This is a genomic window from Amycolatopsis sp. SID8362, from assembly GCF_010550475.1.
Lineage (GTDB): Bacteria > Actinomycetota > Actinomycetes > Mycobacteriales > Pseudonocardiaceae > Amycolatopsis > Amycolatopsis eburnea.
This window is the reverse complement of sequence record NZ_JAAGNB010000487.1, coordinates 1-20331: the sequence shown is the minus strand read 5'-3', so window position 1 is coordinate 20331 and position 20331 is coordinate 1. Positions and strand designations below refer to the sequence as shown.

Annotated in this window: 16 protein-coding genes and 1 pseudogene; 6 read left to right on the top strand and 11 right to left on the bottom strand. The window is 69.6% G+C overall.

Annotation, left to right across the window (positions count from 1 at the left end; genetic code table 11):
* Positions 1 to 46: 46 nt before the first annotated feature.
* Entirely contained in the window at positions 47 to 481 is a 435-nt protein-coding gene (locus G3I65_RS14975; RefSeq protein ID WP_160696647.1) for a hypothetical protein, read from the top strand.
* On the opposite strand, the gene G3I65_RS14970 is transcribed toward G3I65_RS14975, so the two are convergent.
* The 11 genes and pseudogenes from G3I65_RS14970 to G3I65_RS14920 all read right to left on the bottom strand — a co-directional run bounded on the left by G3I65_RS14970 (position 444) and on the right by G3I65_RS14920 (position 14690).
* Positions 444 to 1697, bottom strand: coding sequence for a hypothetical protein (locus tag G3I65_RS14970; RefSeq protein WP_160696646.1), 1254 nt, complete (start codon positions 1695 to 1697; stop codon positions 444 to 446). The genes G3I65_RS14975 and G3I65_RS14970 overlap by 38 nt on opposite strands.
* On the bottom strand, positions 1694 to 2857 hold the full coding sequence (locus tag G3I65_RS14965) for an ImmA/IrrE family metallo-endopeptidase (RefSeq protein WP_203612391.1): 1164 nt from the start codon (positions 2855 to 2857) through the stop codon (positions 1694 to 1696). The genes G3I65_RS14970 and G3I65_RS14965 overlap by 4 nt, the downstream gene beginning before the upstream one ends.
* A 77-nt stretch (positions 2858 to 2934) precedes the next feature.
* Positions 2935 to 3885 (bottom strand): bifunctional lytic transglycosylase/C40 family peptidase, encoded by a 951-nt coding sequence (locus G3I65_RS14960; RefSeq protein WP_160696645.1) that lies wholly within the window; start codon positions 3883 to 3885, stop codon positions 2935 to 2937.
* Entirely contained in the window at positions 3882 to 4916 is a 1035-nt protein-coding gene (locus G3I65_RS14955) for a replication-relaxation family protein (protein ID WP_160696644.1), read from the bottom strand. Before G3I65_RS14955 ends, G3I65_RS14960 begins: the two co-directional genes overlap by 4 nt.
* Before the next feature lie 15 nt (positions 4917 to 4931).
* Positions 4932 to 7433 (bottom strand): annotated as a pseudogene (locus G3I65_RS14950) (type IV secretory system conjugative DNA transfer family protein).
* A 32-nt stretch (positions 7434 to 7465) separates the two neighbouring features.
* Positions 7466 to 8269, bottom strand: a complete 804-nt coding sequence (locus G3I65_RS14945; protein WP_160696643.1) for a hypothetical protein — start codon at positions 8267 to 8269, stop codon at positions 7466 to 7468.
* A 34-nt stretch (positions 8270 to 8303) separates the two neighbouring features.
* A complete protein-coding gene (locus tag G3I65_RS14940; RefSeq protein WP_160696642.1) occupies positions 8304 to 10130 on the bottom strand; it encodes a VirB4 family type IV secretion system protein in 1827 nt (608 codons plus the stop codon).
* The gene (locus tag G3I65_RS14935; RefSeq protein ID WP_160696641.1) at positions 10127 to 11302 is read right to left on the bottom strand and encodes a PrgI family protein; all 1176 of its coding nucleotides are present in this window, start codon (positions 11300 to 11302) and stop codon (positions 10127 to 10129) included. The genes G3I65_RS14940 and G3I65_RS14935 overlap by 4 nt, the downstream gene beginning before the upstream one ends.
* Entirely contained in the window at positions 11299 to 13158 is a 1860-nt protein-coding gene (locus tag G3I65_RS14930) for a hypothetical protein (RefSeq protein ID WP_203612390.1), read from the bottom strand. Before G3I65_RS14930 ends, G3I65_RS14935 begins: the two co-directional genes overlap by 4 nt.
* An 87-nt stretch (positions 13159 to 13245) precedes the next feature.
* The gene (locus G3I65_RS14925; protein WP_309235467.1) at positions 13246 to 13563 is read right to left on the bottom strand and encodes a pilin; all 318 of its coding nucleotides are present in this window, start codon (positions 13561 to 13563) and stop codon (positions 13246 to 13248) included.
* 149 nt (positions 13564 to 13712) lie between these two features.
* On the bottom strand, positions 13713 to 14690 hold the full coding sequence (locus tag G3I65_RS14920) for a hypothetical protein (protein ID WP_160696640.1): 978 nt from the start codon (positions 14688 to 14690) through the stop codon (positions 13713 to 13715).
* A 336-nt stretch (positions 14691 to 15026) separates the two neighbouring features.
* Here G3I65_RS14920 and G3I65_RS14915 point away from each other — a divergent pair, with 336 nt between their 5' ends.
* The 5 genes from G3I65_RS14915 to G3I65_RS14895 all read left to right on the top strand — a co-directional run.
* Positions 15027 to 15983 carry a hypothetical protein gene (locus G3I65_RS14915; protein WP_160696639.1) on the top strand — a complete coding sequence of 319 codons (957 nt, stop codon included), beginning with the start codon at positions 15027 to 15029 and terminating at the stop codon, positions 15981 to 15983.
* Complete coding sequence (locus tag G3I65_RS14910) at positions 15976 to 16881, top strand: DNA methyltransferase (RefSeq protein ID WP_160696638.1); 906 nt, start codon at positions 15976 to 15978, stop codon at positions 16879 to 16881. The genes G3I65_RS14915 and G3I65_RS14910 overlap by 8 nt, the downstream gene beginning before the upstream one ends.
* A gap of 38 nt (positions 16882 to 16919) precedes the next feature.
* Positions 16920 to 17501, top strand: a complete 582-nt coding sequence (locus G3I65_RS14905) for a recombinase family protein (protein ID WP_160696637.1) — start codon at positions 16920 to 16922, stop codon at positions 17499 to 17501.
* Entirely contained in the window at positions 17492 to 18022 is a 531-nt protein-coding gene (locus G3I65_RS14900; RefSeq protein WP_309235465.1) for an XF1762 family protein, read from the top strand. Before G3I65_RS14905 ends, G3I65_RS14900 begins: the two co-directional genes overlap by 10 nt.
* 151 nt (positions 18023 to 18173) lie before the next feature.
* Positions 18174 to 20331 (top strand): recombinase family protein (locus G3I65_RS14895; protein ID WP_160696636.1); only part of this gene is annotated, 2158 nt, incomplete at its 3' end.

The window sequence follows — 20331 nt, the reverse complement described above, 5'->3', positions numbered from 1 at the left end:
GCTCGGTCCGATTACGCATAGAGGCGTCCTGGACGCACTGTGGAGCTTGCCGACCGGTCTGCCGGTCGCAACCGCCGAGCTGACCGAGCGAGAGCGGAAGCTGCTTCAGCGCGCGCCGCGTGGAGCGGTCGAAAGCGACGTACGTCAGGTTGTCCGCCTCGCGGTGGCGCCGGTGTCAGTGCGGTTCGCCGTGGTGGCGGCTCGGACGTGGCGCGAAGGGCTCGTGAAGGCGGGCCGGTTCGCGCCGTTCTGCGCACGCGCCATGTTGCTGCCTGCGGCACCGTCCGACCTGGACGATGCACGAGTGCAGGCGGGGTTCTACGGTATCGGGATTTGCGTGTTCTCCTCCGGCAAGCTGCAGATGCTGGCCGAGCCGGAACGGTACGCTCGCCGTCGGCACTCCTCGGCGCAGTGGTGGTTTGCCGAGGAGATCTACCAGCAGCTCACGGCGACTGGCGAGGAGCTCGCGGCCGGCGGGTGACCGGGTGGATCGCCGAAAGCCAGGACGGGAGTTCCGCCCAAGCCCGCAAGGTCTCCGGGGGCTTGAAGGCTTCGGGCTGGTTGATCCGGGTGTTGATGATCTCGGCGTTCGCCACGGCGTCCACGCACTGGGTGCGCCACCAGGTCGCCCGGTCGGCGAGGGTGCGGCAGGCGTGAAGGCCGGGAATCCAGTCCGCCCAGGTACACAGGCCGTGCCTGTGTGCGGGAATGCTGTCGTCTTTGGTGAGGAACGTGTTCAGCTCCCGGCCGTCGCAGGACGCGCAGTCGCAGACCGGCGCCTGACTGTCGGCGAACTTCTCGTACAGGGTGGAGCCCTTGAAGAAGGACATCAAGTCGCCGAACAGCACGCTGGGCGACTTGTCATCCTTCTTCGACCGGCGAATCTGCCCGAGGGGATTCATGTGCCGCAGGCTGCCGCCCGAGCCGATCGACGTGGCGAAAGCGCCGTGGCTCATCACGTCGAAGCCGGTCAGGTCGGTACGCAACACAGCGACATGGCCAGCCTCGGCGACCAGGCGACGCAGGTTGGCCACCGCGTCCTTATAGCGCTCCAGAGGGTCGAAGTGGCCGCCGATGAAGACGGCCTTGGGCAGCTCGAGCAGGGCAAGAACCGCGATGAGATGATCGATGTGCTCAGGCTGGAACCAGCCGACGTCCAACGGGACGCTGAACACCACGTCGTCGTCGTCGATTCGACCGGCGGCGCGAACCGCGGCACGTAGCGCGTCACTGTCCCCGGCGTGCAGGTATCCGGTCGGCGTGAGCGCGACGCACGCCTTGAAGTCGCGCTGTCGTTGCAGTTCCTGCTCCAGCGTCAGCCCAAACAGCCCGCCGTCGGCCGGCCGGAGCACGAACGGATCGTCTTCGGTCGCCGCGGCGACTGCGTAGCCCTCGGGATCGTAGGCGATGGGGCGATCAAATCCGGCTTTCCTCAGGTGCTTGATCCCAGTAGCGGCGCCGGCGCCCCTCAGCACGAGGCCGCCGACGTGCTCCGGGAGGACGGGTAGCAGCTTGCTACCGGTGTCCCAGCTGGTGTGCAGCAGAACCCGGTCGGTCAAGATGCCGGCAGCTCCCGGCGGGACGGCCGGCGCGGACTGACGGGCCAGTTCCTGGAGGGCCGCTTCCCGCTCGGCCACCTTGTCGCTCGTCGGGCGCGGCTCGGGCAGGTAGTCGGGCGGCGTGGCATCGTCGGTCATCGCGCTGCCTCACTCACGGTCGAGGAGATAGGACGTCGAGCTGCGCCAGCCGTCGGCGGGACGGGGCAGCTCAGGTACAGGTTGACGAACTCGTCCTGGCTCAAGTACGCCGCGGACGCCAGCTCGGGAATTTCGTGTCCCTGGTCCAACTGCTGGCTGATCATCGAGGTCACCGCGGTCGGGGTCTCGGTGTCGAACGTGCCGGGTTCGCTGGTGCGGTAGCCGAGGCTCGACATCTCGACCGCGAGGGTGCGGTACTGCCAGTCGCTGATGATGCCGAGCGTGTGTGCGCGGCGGAGCAACGCCCACATCGATACTTTCCACCGAGCCTTCAAGTCGAGGAGGCGCGGGACGCTCAGCGTGCCGCTCGACAGTTCGGCGCGGATCTGGCGGCGGGGCATCAGCAGTTCGGCGGCGAAGGCGTTCGCCTGCTTTTCCTGCTCGGGATGCGGCACCTGGTGCATGACCATGTGCCCCAGTTCGTGCGCCAGCGTGAACCGCTGCCGCTCGGCCGGCGTGCCCGAGTTGAGCAGGACCAGCGGGTCCTCGCCGGCCGGGGCGCAGCTGACCGCGTCCACCGGCACGCTCTCCGCTCCGGAGTCCAAGGGGACCGGCGCGACCAGGCGACGGCAGGTCACCCAGGCGCCGAGGTCCTCCGCCATCGTCACGACGGACTCCAGCGGCCCCCCGGCGGCGTCCCACTTGGTCCGTACTTGCTTGGCGGCGTCCGCCGCGGTAGTCAGCTCGTCGACAGCGACCTGCGGAATCCCCGTTGCCTCGCGCTTGGGGGCGCTGGCCAGTAAGGCCCGTAGCTGGATGCGCGTCAGGTTGAGCAGGGCGTGAATGCGTTTCAGGTCGCCGGCCGAGGCAGCTTGTTTCTTCCGGTGGTGCACCAGGCCGACCCCCGCCCCGACCTCCTGGGTGCCTACGCAGAGCAGCGGGACGGGGTACCCGAGGGCCTGAGCGTAGAGCGCCAGACGATCACCCGTCACGGCCAAGCGCCCGGCTTCAGCGCGGCTGACGTACCCCTGGCTGACCTTGCTTCCGGGGCCGTCCAGCTCCTGCATGACCTCGGCCAGCCGTCCCTGCGTCATACCCCGCGACTCGCGGGCGATGACGAGCATCCGCGGCTGCGCCGCGTCCGTGTCGGCTGACTCCATGGTCACCTCCTCTGATGCCTCAAATTATCACCTCAAAATATTCTGCGCAACATGCGTCCGGGGCTGGCCGAACGACCTCAGGACCGGACGTTGCTGGCCGGCCGGCTCGCTGCCAGGTAGTCGTCGCCGTTCCACCGGTACGAGCTGACCTGTACCGGCTCGCCGAACGTCGGGGCGTGCACCATCCTCCCGGCCCCGATGTAGATGCCGACGTGGTGGACGTTGCCGCGGGTGCCGTAGAAGACCAGGTCGCCGGGGAGTAGCGGCTGGCCGCCCGGCACCAGCGGGCCGGCGGAGTACTGGGTCCGGGCCGTCCGCGGCAGGGCGACGCCGGCAGCCGCGTAGGCCGCCTTCGTCAGGCCCGAGCAGTCGAAGCCGCTGTCGCCGTTCAACGGTCCGTTCCCACCCCAGAGGTACGGCAGCCCGAGCTGGCCGCAGGCGAAGTTGATCGCCGTTGCGGTGGCGGCGTTCGGTGCCTGGATGTTGTCGCAGCGGCCGGTGCCGGCCGCGGCCTTGCTGTACCTCTCGGCTTGGTCGAGGACTTCGTCGACGTACCAGTCCGCGTGGTTGTAGGCGAACAGCGCCTTGCGGATGTCGCCGGGCGCGCCGGACTCGCAGAGGTAGTACGACGCCGCGTAGATCGCGTCGTGCTTGTCCCATGGCGACGGCGGGGTCTTGCCGCCCGGCGGTAGTGGATGCCGGGCGACGACTCCGTCGAACGTGGACTGGAGGAACTGCATCGGCCCGCGAGCGCCGAACGAGTTCTCGGTTCCCGCCGCGATACCGATCAGCTTGCTGCGGCCGTGGTCGCTCTCGACCTTGCCGATCGCCGCGAGGATCGACCAGTCCGACCCGGGACACGCGGCAGCTGCCGCTCGGTAGAGGGCGAGGTAGTCGCCGGGAATGTCGGCGATGGCCTCCTGGCTGGGCTCGGTGCTGCTGCTGCCGAACACGGCCTTGACGACGCCTTGCCCGATGCCGCCAATGAGGATGATGACGACCACGACCGCCGTGTAGGCGAACTTCATGGGCGCCTCCCGAAGCGGCTGGCTGGCGAGGCGGGTGGAAACGGATCCGGAGCGGTCAGGGCCCCTGGACCCTGCTGGGCCGGGACCGGTCCTGACGCCGGCACGTCGCCGGGCAGATCAGGTTGGGGCCAGAGCTCGGCGAGCTCGACGAGCCGCAACCGGCCGGGGTGACGCGTTGCCGGCTCGGCGATCGGCAGCCATCGGGCGGCGGCGGGGTTGCCGGCTGCGTCCGCGGCGGTGGTGGCCAGCGGCACGAGCCTGGGCCGGTCGAGCTGGGACAGGAAGTCGGCGAGCGCTCGGCGGGCGGACGTCTCGCGCCGATGGGTGGGCAGCCAGATGAGGACCGGCGTCGTGATGCCGGTCGCGGCCGCGAGCTTCTCGTAGCCGTAGAGCTTGCGGCTGAGCTTGCCGAGATCTTCGGTGCCGAAGTCGAACTCGAGGAAGAACTCGAGCTGATGGTCGTCTTCGCGCCACCGGCCGTAGGCGTCGGGACGCACCATGTCGCCGAACAGGCGTCCGCACCGCAGCTCGGACCACCACGCCGTCAGCGACCTTCGAACACCAGGGCGTCGGCCGAGCGCGACCAGCGCGGTGAAGAAGCCGTTGACGCCGACCGTGTGGGCCAGGCGCAGGGAGTGCGCGATCCCGATCGCGTCTTCGTGCCGGTAGCCGATCGACTTCGGATCGAGCCCGTCTTCGTAGGCGAGGGCGACCGCGCCGGCGATGTCGAGGACGTAGTGCATCGGGGCGGTGCCGTTCGTGACGAACGGCTGGAACCGGTCGACGACCCGCCACTTGAACAGGTCGAGCAGCCGGTGGTTGGCCGCGCGCATGCTCGGGTAGCAGAGCTCGACGATCTGCTGGGTTGTGAAGACCTTGTGCTCGTACAGCATCCGGGCCAGCCACCGATCGCGGTGGGTCAGCCGCCCGGCGAGCTGCGCGTGGTGCTCACCGGTGGTGGCCGCTCGCGGCGTGGGGCGCTGGGGCATGTGCCCGCGCAACGCCCGTTGAGGCGTGGGGTTCGAAATCATCGGAGTACCTCCGGTTTAGGCGGCGCGGCGGGGATCGGCGGCGTGCGCTGCGCCTCTGGGCGTGATGGGCTCGACCTCGGTGACTGGTGGCCGGGTATTGATCCGGGCTGCTTTGCGGATCGCTTTGGCACGACCGGGGACCGCAGGCGGCAGCTTTTCGGTCACCGCGGTGAACGGCGGTGCTTCCTCGCCGCCGAGGACCAGGCGGGCGGCGACGTGGAAGGCGCCCAGGTTGGACAGGTCGTGCTCACTCAGCCGCGGCATGGTGTGGCGAGCCAGCCGCTTCGCGTCCTCAGGGGACGCGTTGAAGAAGATCTTCGACCGGGCGTTCGTGCTGATGCCCTCTTCCAGTTCCTTCGGGAGCTGGCCGAGGTACTGGTGGGCCAAGGTCATCGACAGGCGATATCCGCGAGCCTCGGCGAGCATGTCTTCCAGCGGGTATGCCAGGTTCAGGAAGTTGTGGCACTCGTCGACGTAGAGCCCGCAGTCGCGCCGCTGACGCTGGGGAACGCGGGCCCGGCGGGTGGCGGCTTGCCAGGTTCGGGCGACGACGATCGAGCCGACCAGCCGAGCCGTTTCCATTCCCAGCGCGTCGCGGGCGATGCGCACCAGGCAGACGCCGCCGGTGTTGAGCACCTCGTCCATGTCCACCGTGGACTTCCCGCCGGCGATCGCGGCGCGGACGAACGGGCGCAGCAGGAAGCCGCGGACCTTGTTCATCAACGGCGCGATGACCTGCGCCCGGCTCGCTTCGGACAGAGCGTCGTACCAGGACCAGAACCCGCGCAGCACATCATCGTCGATCTGGTCGCAGGCCCGTTGCCGGAACGCCGGGACCGTGAGGAGCTTGGGCAGGTCGACCAGCGTCGGCGTTCCGGGCATCGCGGTCAGGGTGAGCAGGCCGGCGCGCAGGATGTCGTCGGTGCGCGGGCCCCACGAGGAGGCGTAGATCCGGGAGAAGATGCTGACGAGGTTGTCGACCGCGCGGGCCTTGTCCACGCCCTCCAGGGGGTTGAGCACTGGTGGCCGGCTGCGGGAGTCGGCGTCGAAGAGGACTACCTTCTCGCCGAGCTCCTCGGGGATGCGCATCAGCAGGTCGGACACGAGGTCGCCCTTCGGGTCGACGACGACCACTCCGCGGCCGGCCTCGGCGTCGTCGAGGATCAGGCGGGCCATCAGTTCCGACTTGCCGGAGCCGGTCGCGCCGAGGATGTGCAGGTGATGGCGTGCGTCGGCGACGTGCAGGCCGACCGGCCGGGAGTGTCCCGAGTCCGACAAGCCGAGCGGCTTGATCAAGTCACCGGCCGTGGCGATGCCGGGCGGCGGCGGTACGGCTTTCGCGCCGGCGCGCTGGAGGCCGGGCGTGGCTTCGTCGATCGGCAGGTGCGCGAGCGCGGCCAGCTCCGGGATCGAGAGCAGGTCGCCCTTGCCGAACCGGCGTTCGGCCAGCACCTGGACTGGGGCCCGGCGGAGCCGGACCCGGCGGAAGTAGTTGTGCTAGGAGAAGGCGGCGAACGCCGAGGCGATCGCGTGGCCGCGTCCCCGCAGCACCTCCCGGACCGCTTGGACCTCGGCGGTCGTCGCGTGCTCGGGGACCGTGGTGACGACTGCGTATCGGATGCGGGTCTCGAACTGGTTGTGCCGCAGCTTTTCCACGACGGCGCGGTCCTGCGCGGCGAACTCCAGGGTGGTTTGCCGGTCCAGCCCCGGCGTCCGCGCACTGGACGACGGCTTCGCGGTCTTGCCTGGCGTCACGAGGTCCAGCAGCCGGCCGGCCAGGTTGACCGAGCTGCCCGCGTGCACCCGCTTCGCCGCGCGCCGCGCCTTGGTCACGCGGTGCCCGGCGACGGGACGGGCGAGGATCTGCACGCAGGCCCGCTCGTGGGGGCCGAGCCCGACCGGGGCGCCGAGCAGGGCCCGGATCGGGTCGGCGGGGTGCTCGGTGCGGATCGGAAGTGCTTCCGAGCGTGCCAGCCGCAGCTCGCCGCCGACCGCTTCGATTCGCCGGCCCGCCGCAGCAGCCGTGGGGATCGGGGGCTTGGCCGGCGTCGTGCGGGTGTGCGCGCCGGGCCAGGCCGCCTCGATGGCGCGCTCGACCATCCCCGGCGGCACCAGGCCAGGCACCCACAAGCGGATCTGCACGCCGTCGTCGGTGAACGTCAACTCGAAAGCCAGGTGAGGTTGCCCGCCGAAGCGCCGCCGCCAGCCTGGTCGCAGCAGGCCGACCAGGTTGGACCACACGGTGATCGCGCCGGATGGGTCGACGGTCGGCGGCGCCAGCACGGTGACCAACCGGGCGTCGCTGACCAGGCTCTCGTGGAAGCGGCGGCGCCAGCGGCGTCGAGCGATCACCGCGGCGGACGTCGCGACCGCCAGTGCCGGCCCGGCGATCGGACCCCAGGTGAAGACGAGATCGCGAAGGTGCGCCAGCACGGTCTGGAACGCACCGAGCGGGTCGCGCAGGTAGTCGCCGGCAGGTGAGGCGAGAGAGGTGGACAGGGCGAACGGCCAGGACATCGAGACCTCCGAACGTAAGTTGGAGCGCTGGATCAGGCAGCTCGCGGCTCGCCGCCTCGCTCAGGCCGCGCCTCGGAACGGGTGTTGTTGACGACCAGCCGCAGGCGCGTGCGGCGAGCGGAACGTGCGGCGTCAACTTCGGCCTGCCATTCGGAGAACCGGCGGCCAGCCAGGCGTTTGAGGTAGCTCGGAATCCGGTTTGCCGGCACGCCGACCAGCTGCGGGCCGAGGACCGCGAGGAGGTCGCTGGCTTCCTGCGACGCCCACCCCGCCTCGACGATCGCCGCTTCGTCCGGGAACACGTCGGCGACGCGGTCTACGGCCGGGTTCAGTGCGGCGTCCTGTTTGCCTCCGTACGAGTAGACCCACAGGAAGTTCGGCGGCGGATCAGGCTCGACGAGGGACCGGAACCGTGAAACCTCCTTGGTGTACGCGTAGAAGTTCGTGTTCGGGCGAGTCCTACAGATGTCCAGCCATACCAGCAGGTAGTCGTCGGAGAAGAAGTCGCCGCTGTCGTGAATCCTGATCCAGGCACCGCGGAACTTGGCCGCGCCGAGTTCGTCGACCATCGCTGTTCGCCAGCCGGCCAGGTCGTCGAGGACGTACATCAGGTTTGCCTGGTGCTTGGCACGGACGACGGGCCAGGTGTACGTGCCGTGCCGGGCGTAGCACGCTTGTGCACAGACCCCGGCGCTCGGGCACGTGTTGTACGTGCGGCCGTCGGCCAGCCGTCCGGCCCAGGCCGGCAGTGACCAGTTCCAGACGCCGATCTGGCGCATTTCCCTGTTCTGCGTCAGCAGTCGAGCAGGCCGATCAACAGCGGGTGACGAAGACATGGCTATCCCCAGGTGAGTTTGAAGGTGCGGAAGATCAGGCAGCGTCGAGGTCGACGAAGGAGGTCTCGGTCTCCGGTGAGATGTCGGAGTACTCGGCCAGCTCAGCGGGGTTCGACGTGACGAGCTGGTGTTCGACCGGCGACGCGATGGACTGGAACGCCACTCGTTGCGTGCCGGTGCTGAGCAGTCCTTGGCCGCGGTCGGCGGTGAGGAGGAACTGCCGTTCGCCCTGCGAGAGGTCGAAGATCCGGCAGATTTCGTCGATTGCCTGCGGTGCCTGGCGCAGCAGGATTTGCGTCGCCGCGTTCGCGATGATCGCCTTGCCCAGGTCGGTGCTCGTCACGTCGGGGGCGTCCTGGGTCGCCACCGTGACGCCGCCCCACCACTTGCGGGAGCCCTTGGACATCCGGAGGAGGAACTCGCTGCCGGCCGGATCCTTCATCAGCAACCAGGCTTCGTCGACGACGACCTGCCGGGGTTTGCGGATGGCGGGATTGGACACTTGGCGCCACACCGCATCGAGCGCGAGAAGTGTGCCGATTGCCTTGAGCTCGCCGGGGAGGTCGCGCAGCGAGAACACGACGAGGTGGCCCTCAGGCCGTGTCGTGGTCGGACCGGAGAACAGCCCGGAGAACGCGCCCGTGGTGAACGGCTGTAGCCGCGCCGCGAGCTCCGCCCCGCCTGCCCCAGCCAAGACCTCCGCGAGGTCGGCCAGCAGCGGCGCCGGCCGGGTCCAGGTTCGCGGATCCGACGTGATGCCGGCGCGCTGGTAGGTCGCGGTGATCGCCCGGTCCAGCGCGGCCCGCTCGGTCGCGGCGAGTTCGCTGCCCAGCAGCACCGAGATGACGGTGTGCAGGAACAGGCTGCGCCGGATGAGCGCGTCGCGGGGAGCTGTCCGGCGTCCGTCCGGCCGGGTGTGGATCGGCAAGTCCATCGGGTTCAGCCGGACCTGCTCGGCGCCGAGGTGGACGTAGGTGCCGCCGACCGCGGCGGCCAGCCGAGCGTACTCGTCCTCCGGGTCGATGACGTGAATCTCGATGCCGCGATACAGGCTGCGGATGAGCTCGAGCTTCACCAGGTAGCTCTTTCCGGCACCGGACCGGCCGAGGATCACGCTGTTGTGGTTGTCGAGTGCGAACCGGTCGTGGTGGACGAGCCCCTGGCTGCCGACGTTGAAGCCGTAGAGCACGCCGCGCGGGGCACCGACCGAGGTCGGGTCCGGCGGCGGCAGATCGGGTGACGTGAACGGGAACGCCGCCGACAGCGCACTGGTGTCGAAGGTGCGGCGCATCCCGACCAGGTCCAAGCCCATCGGCAGGCTGGTGATCCAGCCCTGCAAGCTCCGGTAGGTCGTGGGCTTGCAGTCCAGCAGGAGCGATGCCGCCAGCGACCGGATTGCGGCGACCTCGTCGCCGAGCGCCTCCTCGGTCGCGGCATGCACGGTGAGGTACAACCCGAGCCGGTAGAGCTTGCCCTCGCCGCGGGCGACTCGCGCGGACAGGTCGTAGGCGTCCTCGGTGGCTGCTTCGATCTGGGGGTCGATCAGCCGTCCCTTGTCGCTGGTGTGCCGGCGACCGGACTCCAGCTTCGACAGTTGCTTCTTCAGCCGGTTGGCCGCGGTGACGGGGTCTATCGGCTCGATGTGCAGCGAGACGTCGACCCGCCCGGGGTAGGTCAGCAGGGGCTGCAGCCAGCCGGGATGAACCTCGCGCGGGTAGCCGGTGACGGCGAATGAAGCGACCCATTCGCCTCCGACTTCGAGCGCTCGGGGACGCACGGAGATGGCGTCCGGGGTGAACGCGCCGGCCTGCCCGACGGGTGCCTGCCTGCTTGCGGCGTCGCGGTGCCTGGTCCTCTTCATCGGCGGTCCCTCCTTGCGACGTCGTCGTAGTCGTCGGGGTCTTCGTCGTCCTCCCACCCGGGCTCGGCCGCGCCGAACGCGTCTTCGGTGGCGAACGCGGTGCGGCCGAACGCGGTGTCGTTCCAGCTCTCGTCCGGGGCGGTGGTGATGACCTCGTCGGAGCCGGCGAGGTCGGAGCTCGGCGGGATCAAGCTGTCGGGGTTGCACGCCGCGGTGAGGACTGCGGTGGCCTGACTGGCATCCAGCGGGGTGACCACGATCCCGGACGGCGAGAGCAGTTCCAGCGCCTCGCCCAGCCGACGCACCAAACGCGCTTCGGCGGCGCGTCGAGCGGCGTCGTCGATCGATGCGGTCTGCCTCACAGCCCTGCGTCGCGCTGACAACGCGGCCAGCGGCGAGGCACCACCCAGCCCGTCGGTCGGGCCGCTGTTTCGCAGCGGCTCTCGCAGGATCAGCAGGACCTGGCGCCGCAGCAGGTCGGTGGCGCGGCCGAGCTGGTCGAGGTATTCGGCGTGCTCGCGTGCCGCGCGTTCCAGCGCGGGGTGCGGCAGCCCGCCCGCCTGCTCGCGAAGTTCCGCGATCTGCCCCGACAGGTCCAGCCGTTCCGTCCGGACGAGCACCTGGACCGGCGCGGTCAGCGAGTGCAGGTACCGGCCGAAGGAGGTGACGAGCGCCTCCTGCTCGGCAGGCGTGCGCAGCCCGAAGTTGATCGTGGAGCAGACCGCGACCACGGCGGCGCCGTCCTTGCCGAGATCGATGACGCCGGTGTCGGTGATGCCTTCGGCGGGCAGCCGCAGCGCGGCCGGTGAGACTGCCGACGCCGAAGAACTGGTTGTGCTCGCGGCCTGCCCGATCCACTCGGGTGTGGGCCGGACGCCTTCCGGCGCGGCAACCCGGTGCTGCGGGCTCATCCGCTGGCGCAGCGCCGCCAGCACGAGCCGGTCGAGGGAGATGCCGTCGCGGTGACCCAGAGCGAGGAACGCGGCGGTGACGCCGATCGGTATAGCGACGACGACGAACACCGCCAGCGGGACGAACGCGCGAGTGACCGTGTACGTCCCGTACAGCACGATTCCGGTGACGGTCAGGATGAGCAGCTGCCGAGCGGTGAGCGGACCGATCACCCGGTCTTCGCGGTCGACATCGGCGGGAATCCGGACGGGCTGGCTCATTTCCCTTCACCTCCTGGAGTTGGCTTCGGCGCGCGGAACGTCGGCGGTGGAACGGACTGGGTGCGGCGATAGGCATCACCGAGGCGGGGCCCCGGCGTCGCCTGCCGGAATGCCGGCGCGGCAGGTGCGGAGGTCGGTTTGGCTACGAGTGGTTGTGGTGCAGGCGGCGTCGCCGGTCGGAACTGCAGTTGCGGCGGCACCGATGCCGTGCGGATCGGGCGAGCCGATGGCGATGTGGCGCCACGTCGACGCGGGCCGCCGGCGGCTTGAAAATGCGGAGTTGCCGACCGTGGCCTTCGTTGTGGCGTGGGCGGGACAGGCGTCGGCGCGGAACTGAATTCAGGCATGGTCGGTCCCTGGCTCGCCGGGATCACGGCGGGGTCGTGGGTGCTGTCTTGGGGCGAGGACTGCAGGAACTGCGGCGCCTGCGAGGGCAGCGACGGCCGCTGAGCTGCGCGGGCACGCTCGGCGTCGTGGGCCGCCTTGAGCCGCCGGTTGACCGCTTCGGGGTTGGGCGCAAAACGCGGCTGTGCCGGCCACGGTGGATCGGCCATCGCGCCGCCGCCGCGATCGGCGTTCTTCGTCGCACCGCCGGCGCTGGCCTTGCCGAACGCACCGGTCTTACCGGCGACCATGCCGAAGGTTTTCGCCGCGATGTACGCGCGAGCCAACCCGCCGAGGAAGGAACGGCCGGAGCCGACCTTGACGGCCTTCAGCATCCAGAACGGGATCTTGAACAGGACGAAGAACAAGGCGATCGCGGCGATCAGCGTCCCGAGCGCGGACAGCGTCGAGCCGAACAGGTGCACGCCGCCGGACAGGAACGTGCGTACCGCAGTGATCAACACCAGCGCCTGGGCGAACTGAACGCCTGTCGTCACGGTGATCGCCTTCCACCACCAGTGCGCCAGCGGCTCGGTGTGGGGCAGCCCGTGGCACATCAGGAAGAACGGCGCGCTGATGATCAGGACGAGGGTGATGACGATCCGGACGACGTAGACGACCAGGAGGCCGAGGCCGAGGACCACCAGCACGAGCGCGACCAGGACGATGAACAGCCCGCCGGTCTGGATGCCTTGGACGGCCTCCTGCAAGGTGTTGCCCAGCGAGGGCGCGTTGACTCCGTCTCCGAGGACAGCCAGGGTCAGGCCGTTGGCCAGCCGGATGAGCTTGTCAGCGAAGAAGAGCGAGAGCGCCGAGGCGATGAACGCGATCGGGATGCGCGGCCCGATCTCCTTGATCGAGTACCGGGTCTGGAGGGTCTCGTGGCCCATCAGCATGATGCCGCCGAGCAGGATGAGCAGCCCGTAGGCGGCGACCACGATCTCCCAGGAGCTGTTCCAGAGCTCGCCGATGCCGGGCAGGTCGCTGATCGTCGGGGTGGACAGCGCGGTGTGGCCGATCAGCTCGAGGATCGGATCCAGCGCGTCGTCGACGACACTGCGGAACGCCGAGTTGATGGCCTCGGTGATGCACGCGCCGACGTCGGTGATGCCGCAGTCCGAGTCGCTGTCACCGTTGCCGGTGCCCGGCTGCTGCGGGTTCGTGCTCGGCGCCGGCGGAGTCGGCTGCGGAATGCAGTCCTCGCCCGTGCACGGCTTGCTCGGCGTTGTGGTCGGCGTCGGCGAGGTGCAGCCGAGCTGGCCGGGGAAGCTGCACGTCGTGGGCGTGGGCAGCGCGGTCGGAGGAGGCAGCGGCGGGTCCGCCGGCGGCCGCCGTGGCGCGGTCGGCGAGGCCCACGCGTTGACGGCGAGGATGCCGGCCAGGAGCACGACGGTCAGCACCAACAGCCAGCCCGCTCGCCGCCGCCGCTGGATGGAGACCCGCTGGCCAGCGTCGCGGATGGGGGCGAGCATCGGTCGATCCACCGCGGAAGCGGTCTCGGGCGAGCTGCCGGACCGGCGATACGGGCGAACCGTGGGCAGGGTGCTGACGGCCATCGGTCAGGCCCCCACGATCCCTTTGAGGATCTCCACGACCAGCGGCGCGAGCGCCGCCAGGCCGTAGCCCCACCCCGCGGACTTGAAGGCCGTTTTCGCCTTCTCGATCTCGCCGGGGTCGCCGCTGCCCATCAGGTAGCGGACGCCGCCGATGGTCAGGAACACGGTCGCGAGGCCGGCGAGGATGCCCATGATCCAGTTGCGGACGTTGTTCAGGACGTCGGTCACCGAGCTGGCCAGCGCGACGACCATCGTGTCGGCGTGTCCCGCCGACGCCGAGGCCAGCAACGCGATGGCCGCCAGCTCGACCACCAGCACCACGTGCGACCACCGCCAGCGGCGAGTCGGAGTCGAGTCGCCTGGCTTAATGGTCGGAGCACTGGACGGCGTCGAACTCGCATCGGCGCTCTGGTCTGGCGGCTGCAGGTCGCCGTCGAGAAGAGCACTACGCGGCCCGCTCTCGGCATCGATCACGCGCATTGGGTCACCTCCGAAGTTCGGGCTGAGCGCGGGTTCGTCCCGCAGCCCTGAACTCCGGAATCCGCGTCCGTTTTGGACACGCGGCGCCGAACTTTCCGCTCCGATTCGCCGTTGGTGTCGGACACGGAAGGTGACAACCGTGGCGTCTCGCGAGCGGGTGTGACGGGGCGAGCCAGGGCCACCGCGGCGGCCACCTGGTCGATCAGCGGGTCGGCCGGATCGGCCGTGGCAGCGCCCTCGCGCAGGTATTCGGCAAGCCGGCGTTCGGCGCGTTTGCGCGTCTTGTAGGCGGCCCACGCACCGGTCTGGTGCTGCGCGGCCCAGTCCGTCACCGGCATGTTTTCCAGCCGGGTCGCGCCGATGAGCGCGGCCTCGGTCCGGGTCAGGACTCCGTCCGCGACGGCGCGAGCGAGGACGAGATCCGGGTGTCCCCACGGCGCGTGCGGCGGGGTGGATCGGAAGCCCGGTGCGACCGGAGTCGGACCGGCCAACGCTTCGGTCAGCGCGTCGTAGCCGGCCCGGTAGGCGGCCCACCGCAGCCGCAGCATGATCCGCGGCGGCCGGAGGTCGATCGTTGACAACGCGGTCAGGAAGCCGCGCAGCACCTCCGCGTGAACGTCGGCCGGATCGCCGGCGAACCGATGGGACAAGGTGGCCGCTGCCGAAGTCAGCGCGGGCAGCGCCACACCCACGGCGGCGACCGTCCAGGTCGCTCCTTCAGTTCGCGAGCGCAACACCAGATGCGCCCACACCGCGTCGCGCGTCGCTTGCGGGCACCTGCGCGCCAGCAGGCGATCGCGGACCTCGTCGAGCGGGACATGCCGGTCCGGGAGACCGGCGAAGAGCCGGCCGTTCAGCGACACCGGATGCGGTCCCGTCACCAGCCAGGTGAACGTGCTCCGGGCGATGTCCAGAGAGTTCGGGGTGGCCTCGTCGTGACGGCGATGAAAAGTGGATTGAGTTGCCATGTCGTGACTCCCGCGGCGTCGATGTGAACAACAACGACGCCATGAATCCACGACCGGTACCACGGAAATACCGTGCTATTGCTTGATGTCGACTAGTAGCTGTCTTTGCGCTGCTAGAGGCCTACTATTCGGCTCGGCGGTCGTCTGAACTGAAGATCGACTAGTTGAAGTTGAAAATGATGACTGACCTGTGTTTGTAGTAGTTCTCTAGTGGGCAGTGCGGTGTCCTCGTTGCGATGTTCAGCGATTTCTCGAAAGTGTGTCCAAAATCGGACCTCCAGCCGGAGTTAAGGGGTGTCAGAACACGCAGCACCCTTCCGTCGGAGGAGATCCACGATGACCCCGGCATACGACAACGAACGTCCAGAGGATTGCTCGCCGCAGCACGCTCCGGCCGACCCGCCGACCGTCCCGATCCTGCTTCCGCAGCGTCGGCGAGCGCGGCGTCTGCGCACCGTGCGCCGTTCGCGAACGGTCCCGCCGAGCACCGTCTGGACGTGCGCGCAAGACGAGCTCCTCGGAGGCACCGGGCTGCTCGCGAGCTGGTTGCTGACTGCGGTCGTGAAGATCGTCACCGGCTACACGCAGCCAGGCCAGCGGGTGCTCCTGCTCGCGCCTGCGCCCTACCTCGGGCCCTCCCCTTCGTCCTCGCCAATCGGCGATCGACACCGATCCCGGCCCGGTCCGTACGGTGGGCTGCACGAAGCCAGCTGGACAGTGGTCCGACTCGGCCGTCGCGTCCAAACCCAGACCGCCGTCGCGCCCCAGGACCCGATCGGCGAACACCACGGCGAGGCGTTGGCCGAGTCCGGGTCCGGACCCCGACTCCGCTTGGGCGGTCCGACCGACGTCGGGGTCGGTGCGCCGCCTGCGCGCGGTCGGTCCGAGCCGGACACGACTGCGACCGTGGTCGGTCCGGACCGCTACGACCTCATCATCACCGCGTCCGGACCGCGGCCCGGCGACTGGTTCCGACCGGCCGATTTGGCCGATGTGCTCAACCCGACCGGCATGCTTTCCGTGATCACGCACGGTGATCGAGTGGAGGGTCGGCTCATCGACCCCGCAGGCTCGTTCGTGCGCGCCGCGCAGGGCGCCGGCCTGCGTTATCTCGATCGCATCGCCCTGCTGCGCGCGCCGGTTCGTAACGGGGCGCTCGCTGCCGCGGCACCGGCCGTGCAACCCGCTGTGCCGCCTGCGCGGCACGCCCGCGTGCACGACGACCTCTTGATCTTCGCCCGCAAGCGGGTCTCCAAGGCCGCCGTGACAGGGGAGAAGACCTCCGATGAATGACCAGCTGAAATCACTTGGATCGTCGGTCGACGGGCTGCCTCTATCGGTCTGGCCAACCGGGCAGCGGAGCCCGCTCGAGCAGCTGCGCGACGCCGGGTGTGTGCCCGGCACCGAGATCGACGACGAGCGGATTCCTCCTGCAGTCGCCGCGCACGCGATCGCCGTCTACAGCCAACCCGGCGACCTCGTTCTCGATCCTGACTGCGGCGCGGGGACCGTGCTGACCGCGGCGCTGAGCGCCGGCCGGGACGCGTTCGGCTTGACCGGCCGCACCCGGTGGTGGTCCCTTGCCCGCGCCAACGTCACCGCCGCCAAGACTGCGGGCGCGTGGCGCGACGGCTCGGTCCTCGATGCCCGTCCGAAGGTCCTCGCAACCGCCCGGGCCGCCGGCTTGATCGGGCGAGTCGGGCTCGTCCTGACCGCTCTGCGAACGGAGCCGGGGTCAGCGAACAGTCCAGACCGCGACCCGGTCGAGTCCGCGCTCGCTGACATCGCCGCGACGATGTTCTGCGGCGAATCGCTGCTGCGTTCAGGCGGCCACTTCGTCATCGTCGCAAGGCCGCGCCGGCGTCCGGACAGCACGCTGACCGACCTGGCTACCCCGCTCATCGCCGCCGCGACCGCTGCCGGGCTGGCGCCGGTCGAGCGGTGCGTGGCCCTGACCGCCGGACTGCGCGGCAGCCGGCTGGTCACCCGCGCCCCGCTCCCTGCCCGTCGGGCTGCTGCCCGAGCCCGTGCCGCCGGCGCGCCGACCGCACTCCCGGCGCACCACGAGGTGCTCGTCTTCGGACTCGCCCACGACGTCGAGCTTGCCGCCGCGGCGGCAAGCGGCGTTCCCCTGCCGACCCGGCCCGAAGTCAACGACACCGTCCATGCGGGATGGGGGCGAGCGGCATGACAATCCGCTTCTCCTGCTGCGAGCACACCGGCACGCCGGTGGCCGAGACCCGTCCACAGCGGTGGTCCCGGCTGTGGGTAAACCTGTGGATAAAACGACCTGGCGTCGCCGAGGAGGGCCGGGACGCGCTCGCTCGGCACCACGCCGAAACAACCCGCCGCGCCCGCGAGGCGATGATCGAAATCGTCCGTGCCGGTTACCAGATCGGGCCTCCGCCCTACGGCTACCGCGCGCTGCGCATCCGCGTCACCGATCCCGGCGGATGCAGCAAGCTGCGGGCGGTCCTGGTCCCTGACTGGCAGACCGCCGCGGTCGTGAAGCAGATCTTCGTGTGGCGAGCCGACGACGGCCTGACATTCGCCGCCGTCGCGGCACGCCTGAACGCCGACCTTCGCCAGCACCCGGCGCCGAGCGAGCGGTGGACGGCAAAAGCCGTCCGGCGGATCGTCACCAACGTCAAGTACACGGGGCGTCAGGTCTGGGCTCGTACGGCAGCGGGCCGTCCTGCTCCTGTCGAGCAGTGGGTGACCTCGGCGCCGATGGTCCACGAGCCGCTGGTCGACGAGCGCGTCTTCCGGCGTGCTCAGCACGGGGCACGGGAGGAGCAGCGGTGCGCTTGACGATCGTTCCCCTGACTTTCCGGCAGGCATGCGAGTTCATCGACGCCCACCACCGGCACCACCGTCCACCCCGCGGAATGAAATTCGCGATCGGCGTCGCGCGCGGCGGTGAACTGGTCGGTGTAGCGACTGCCGGTCGTCCGGTCGCCAGGTGTCTCGACGACGGCATCACGCTGGAGGTGACGCGGAGCTGCACTGTCGGCGAGCCGAACGCGAACTCGAAGCTCTACGGCGCGGTCTGGCGCGCGGCGCGAGCCATGGGTTACCTGCGTCTCGTCACCTACACGCAGGCAGGCGAAAGCGGCGCGAGCCTGCGCGCCGCCGGATTGGTTCCCGTGGCCGACCTTCGGCCGCGGTCGGGATGGACGACGACGTCCCGCCCACGTCAGCCTCGCGGGGTCGACGGCGTCCGCCGGACTCGCTGGGAAATCAGCTCGGGCACGATCGTGTCTGGGGATTCCTCTTGTGGCTCAGCTGTTTCAGCTGATACAGCTGGCCAAAACGGTCAGGTTCGACAGTGAGCGGCACCGACGCCGAGGTGCACACCGGCGACGTTCAGCCGTTCGCGAGTTCTGACGGAACTGAGGTCCATTTCGAACTCCACGTGGTGACCGGTCCCGAAGGGACGCGCATCGCGAGGGAGCAAACGCGCGCGATCGAGGAGGTGTTGGCGTGGCTCACAGCCCGGAAGCAATCCGAGCATGGGCGGGGCCACGCCGTGTAGATCGCGTCGGCGCGCTCGCCGGCCAGGCGACCGCGTTCCGGAACGTGCCGACGGTCATCCGCGTCGCCTTCATCGGCCGGACGTCGACTTACGACCAGCAGGACCCCACGCTTTCGCTGCCGCGGCAGTTCCGCAACTGCGTCTCCGCTCTTCCGGAGAACGCCGTCATCACGGCGCACTTCTACGACATCGAGTCCGGCCGCAAGGAAGCCGACGCGCGCAGCGAAGGCAGCGCCCACGAAATGTTCGACATCGGCATCCCTCGGGACGGCGGCATCCAAGACCTCCTCGACGAGGCCGCGCGTCCGAACCGGCGGTTCGACGTCGTCATCTGCGAAGACATCTCCCGGGTCGGACGCACGGCGTACATCGGCACGCAAATCGAGCACCAGCTCGAACAGCAGGACGTCATGCTGGTCGCGGTCGACGAAGGCGTCCGGCTCGGCGAACCCGGGCGGAAGACGAAGACCGCGACGCAGGTCCTCACCCGGCGCGTCAAGCAGGGCGTCGCCGAGTGGTACGTCACCGAGATGCTCGAGAAGAGCTGGGACGGCTTCGCGACCCACACCGAGCAGGGCTACAACGTCGGCAAGCCGTGCTACGGCTACCGAGCCGAGTTCATCAAGCACCCTGTCCCCGCCAAGCGGGCCAAGGGGCTGAAGAAGACCAAGCTGAAGGTGCACGAGGTCGAGGGCCCGGTCGTGCAGAAGATGTTCGGGTGGCGGGTGTCGAAACGACTCGGTTACCAGGCGATTGCCGACCTGCTCAACGCGGACCTGACCACGAACCCGCCGCCGGTCCCGGTCGATCCGGCCCGTGCCGTCGGCGTGTGGACGTACTCGAACGTGCGTGAAGTGCTGTCCAACCCGAAGCACACCGGGCACATGGTGTGGAACCGGCGCGCCCGGAAGGGGAACGGCCGGAACAGGCTGAATCCGCCGTCCGAGTGGGTGTGGTCGCCGAAGCCGGAGCACGAGGCACTCGTCGACTTGGAGACGTTCGTCCAAGCGCAGCAGGTGGCGCAGCTGCGCGAGCGTTCTCGGACGTCGCCGGGGCGGAAACGGGACCCTCAGGCCAAGCAGGTGTACTCGCTGCGCAGCTACGTCTACTGCACGCTGTGCGGCCGCCGGATGTGCGGCAACAAGCCGACCGCCATTCGGTACTACGCGTGCGCCCCGAAGAAGGCGTGGCGACCGGAAGGGCACCCGACGATCTGCCGGGTCCGGGAGGACTCGCTGCTCGAAGCGCTGGAGGAGTTCCTGAACTCGCGGTTGTTCGGGCTGTACCGCCAAGACCTCCTCGACCGGAACCTGAAGGACTTGGACGACGCCGACCGCCGCGGTCGCGCGGACCGCATCCGTGCTCTACAGCGGGCGCTCGCCGACAACGCGACCAAGAGCAAGAACCTCCTGCGGACACTCGAGGTCGCCGACGACGTCAGCAAGGACATGGTGCGCGATATCAACGAGCGACGCGCCGAGCTGAAGGTCGAGCGGTCGAACCTCGAAGCTCAGCTCGAAGAGGCCGAGGAGGTTGCTCGTCATGCGCCGAACGCCGACCTCCTGCAGGCCTTGCCGCTCGGCTCTATGAGCCTGGACGGCCTGCCCGACGAGCTGACGCGTCAGCTATTCGAGGCCTTCCGGCTTGAGATCCGCTACGACCACACGGTCCAGAAGGCGACCTGCCGAGTGACGCTCGCCGGCGAGAGCCTGGCCGCGGCTTCGAAGGTGCTCGGCTCGAACGTGGTCCCGCTGGCCCCTCGGACCACCGGCAGTTCCGTCACGATGGAGGAGAACTACACGATGGACCTCGCCAAGCACGTCTTCATCGATGATGGTTTGCGTGGCATCCCGTCGGGGGCACCACGCGTCCCGGGGTCAGCCGGCCAGGTGAACCGCCGCCGCGGTGAGCGCGGCGCCCGCGGCCAGCGCCGGTGCCGCGGGGGAGACCAGTGCTCGCGGACTCCGGAACGCGACGCGCAGACTGACCCGGGCGGCCCGCGCGACAACTCCTGCCGCGACAGCTACCAGCAGCGGGCTCGCGGCTTCCGGGAGCGGGTAGGCGCTCGTCGCCACGGCTCCGGCGATGGGGCCGGCGCACAGCGCC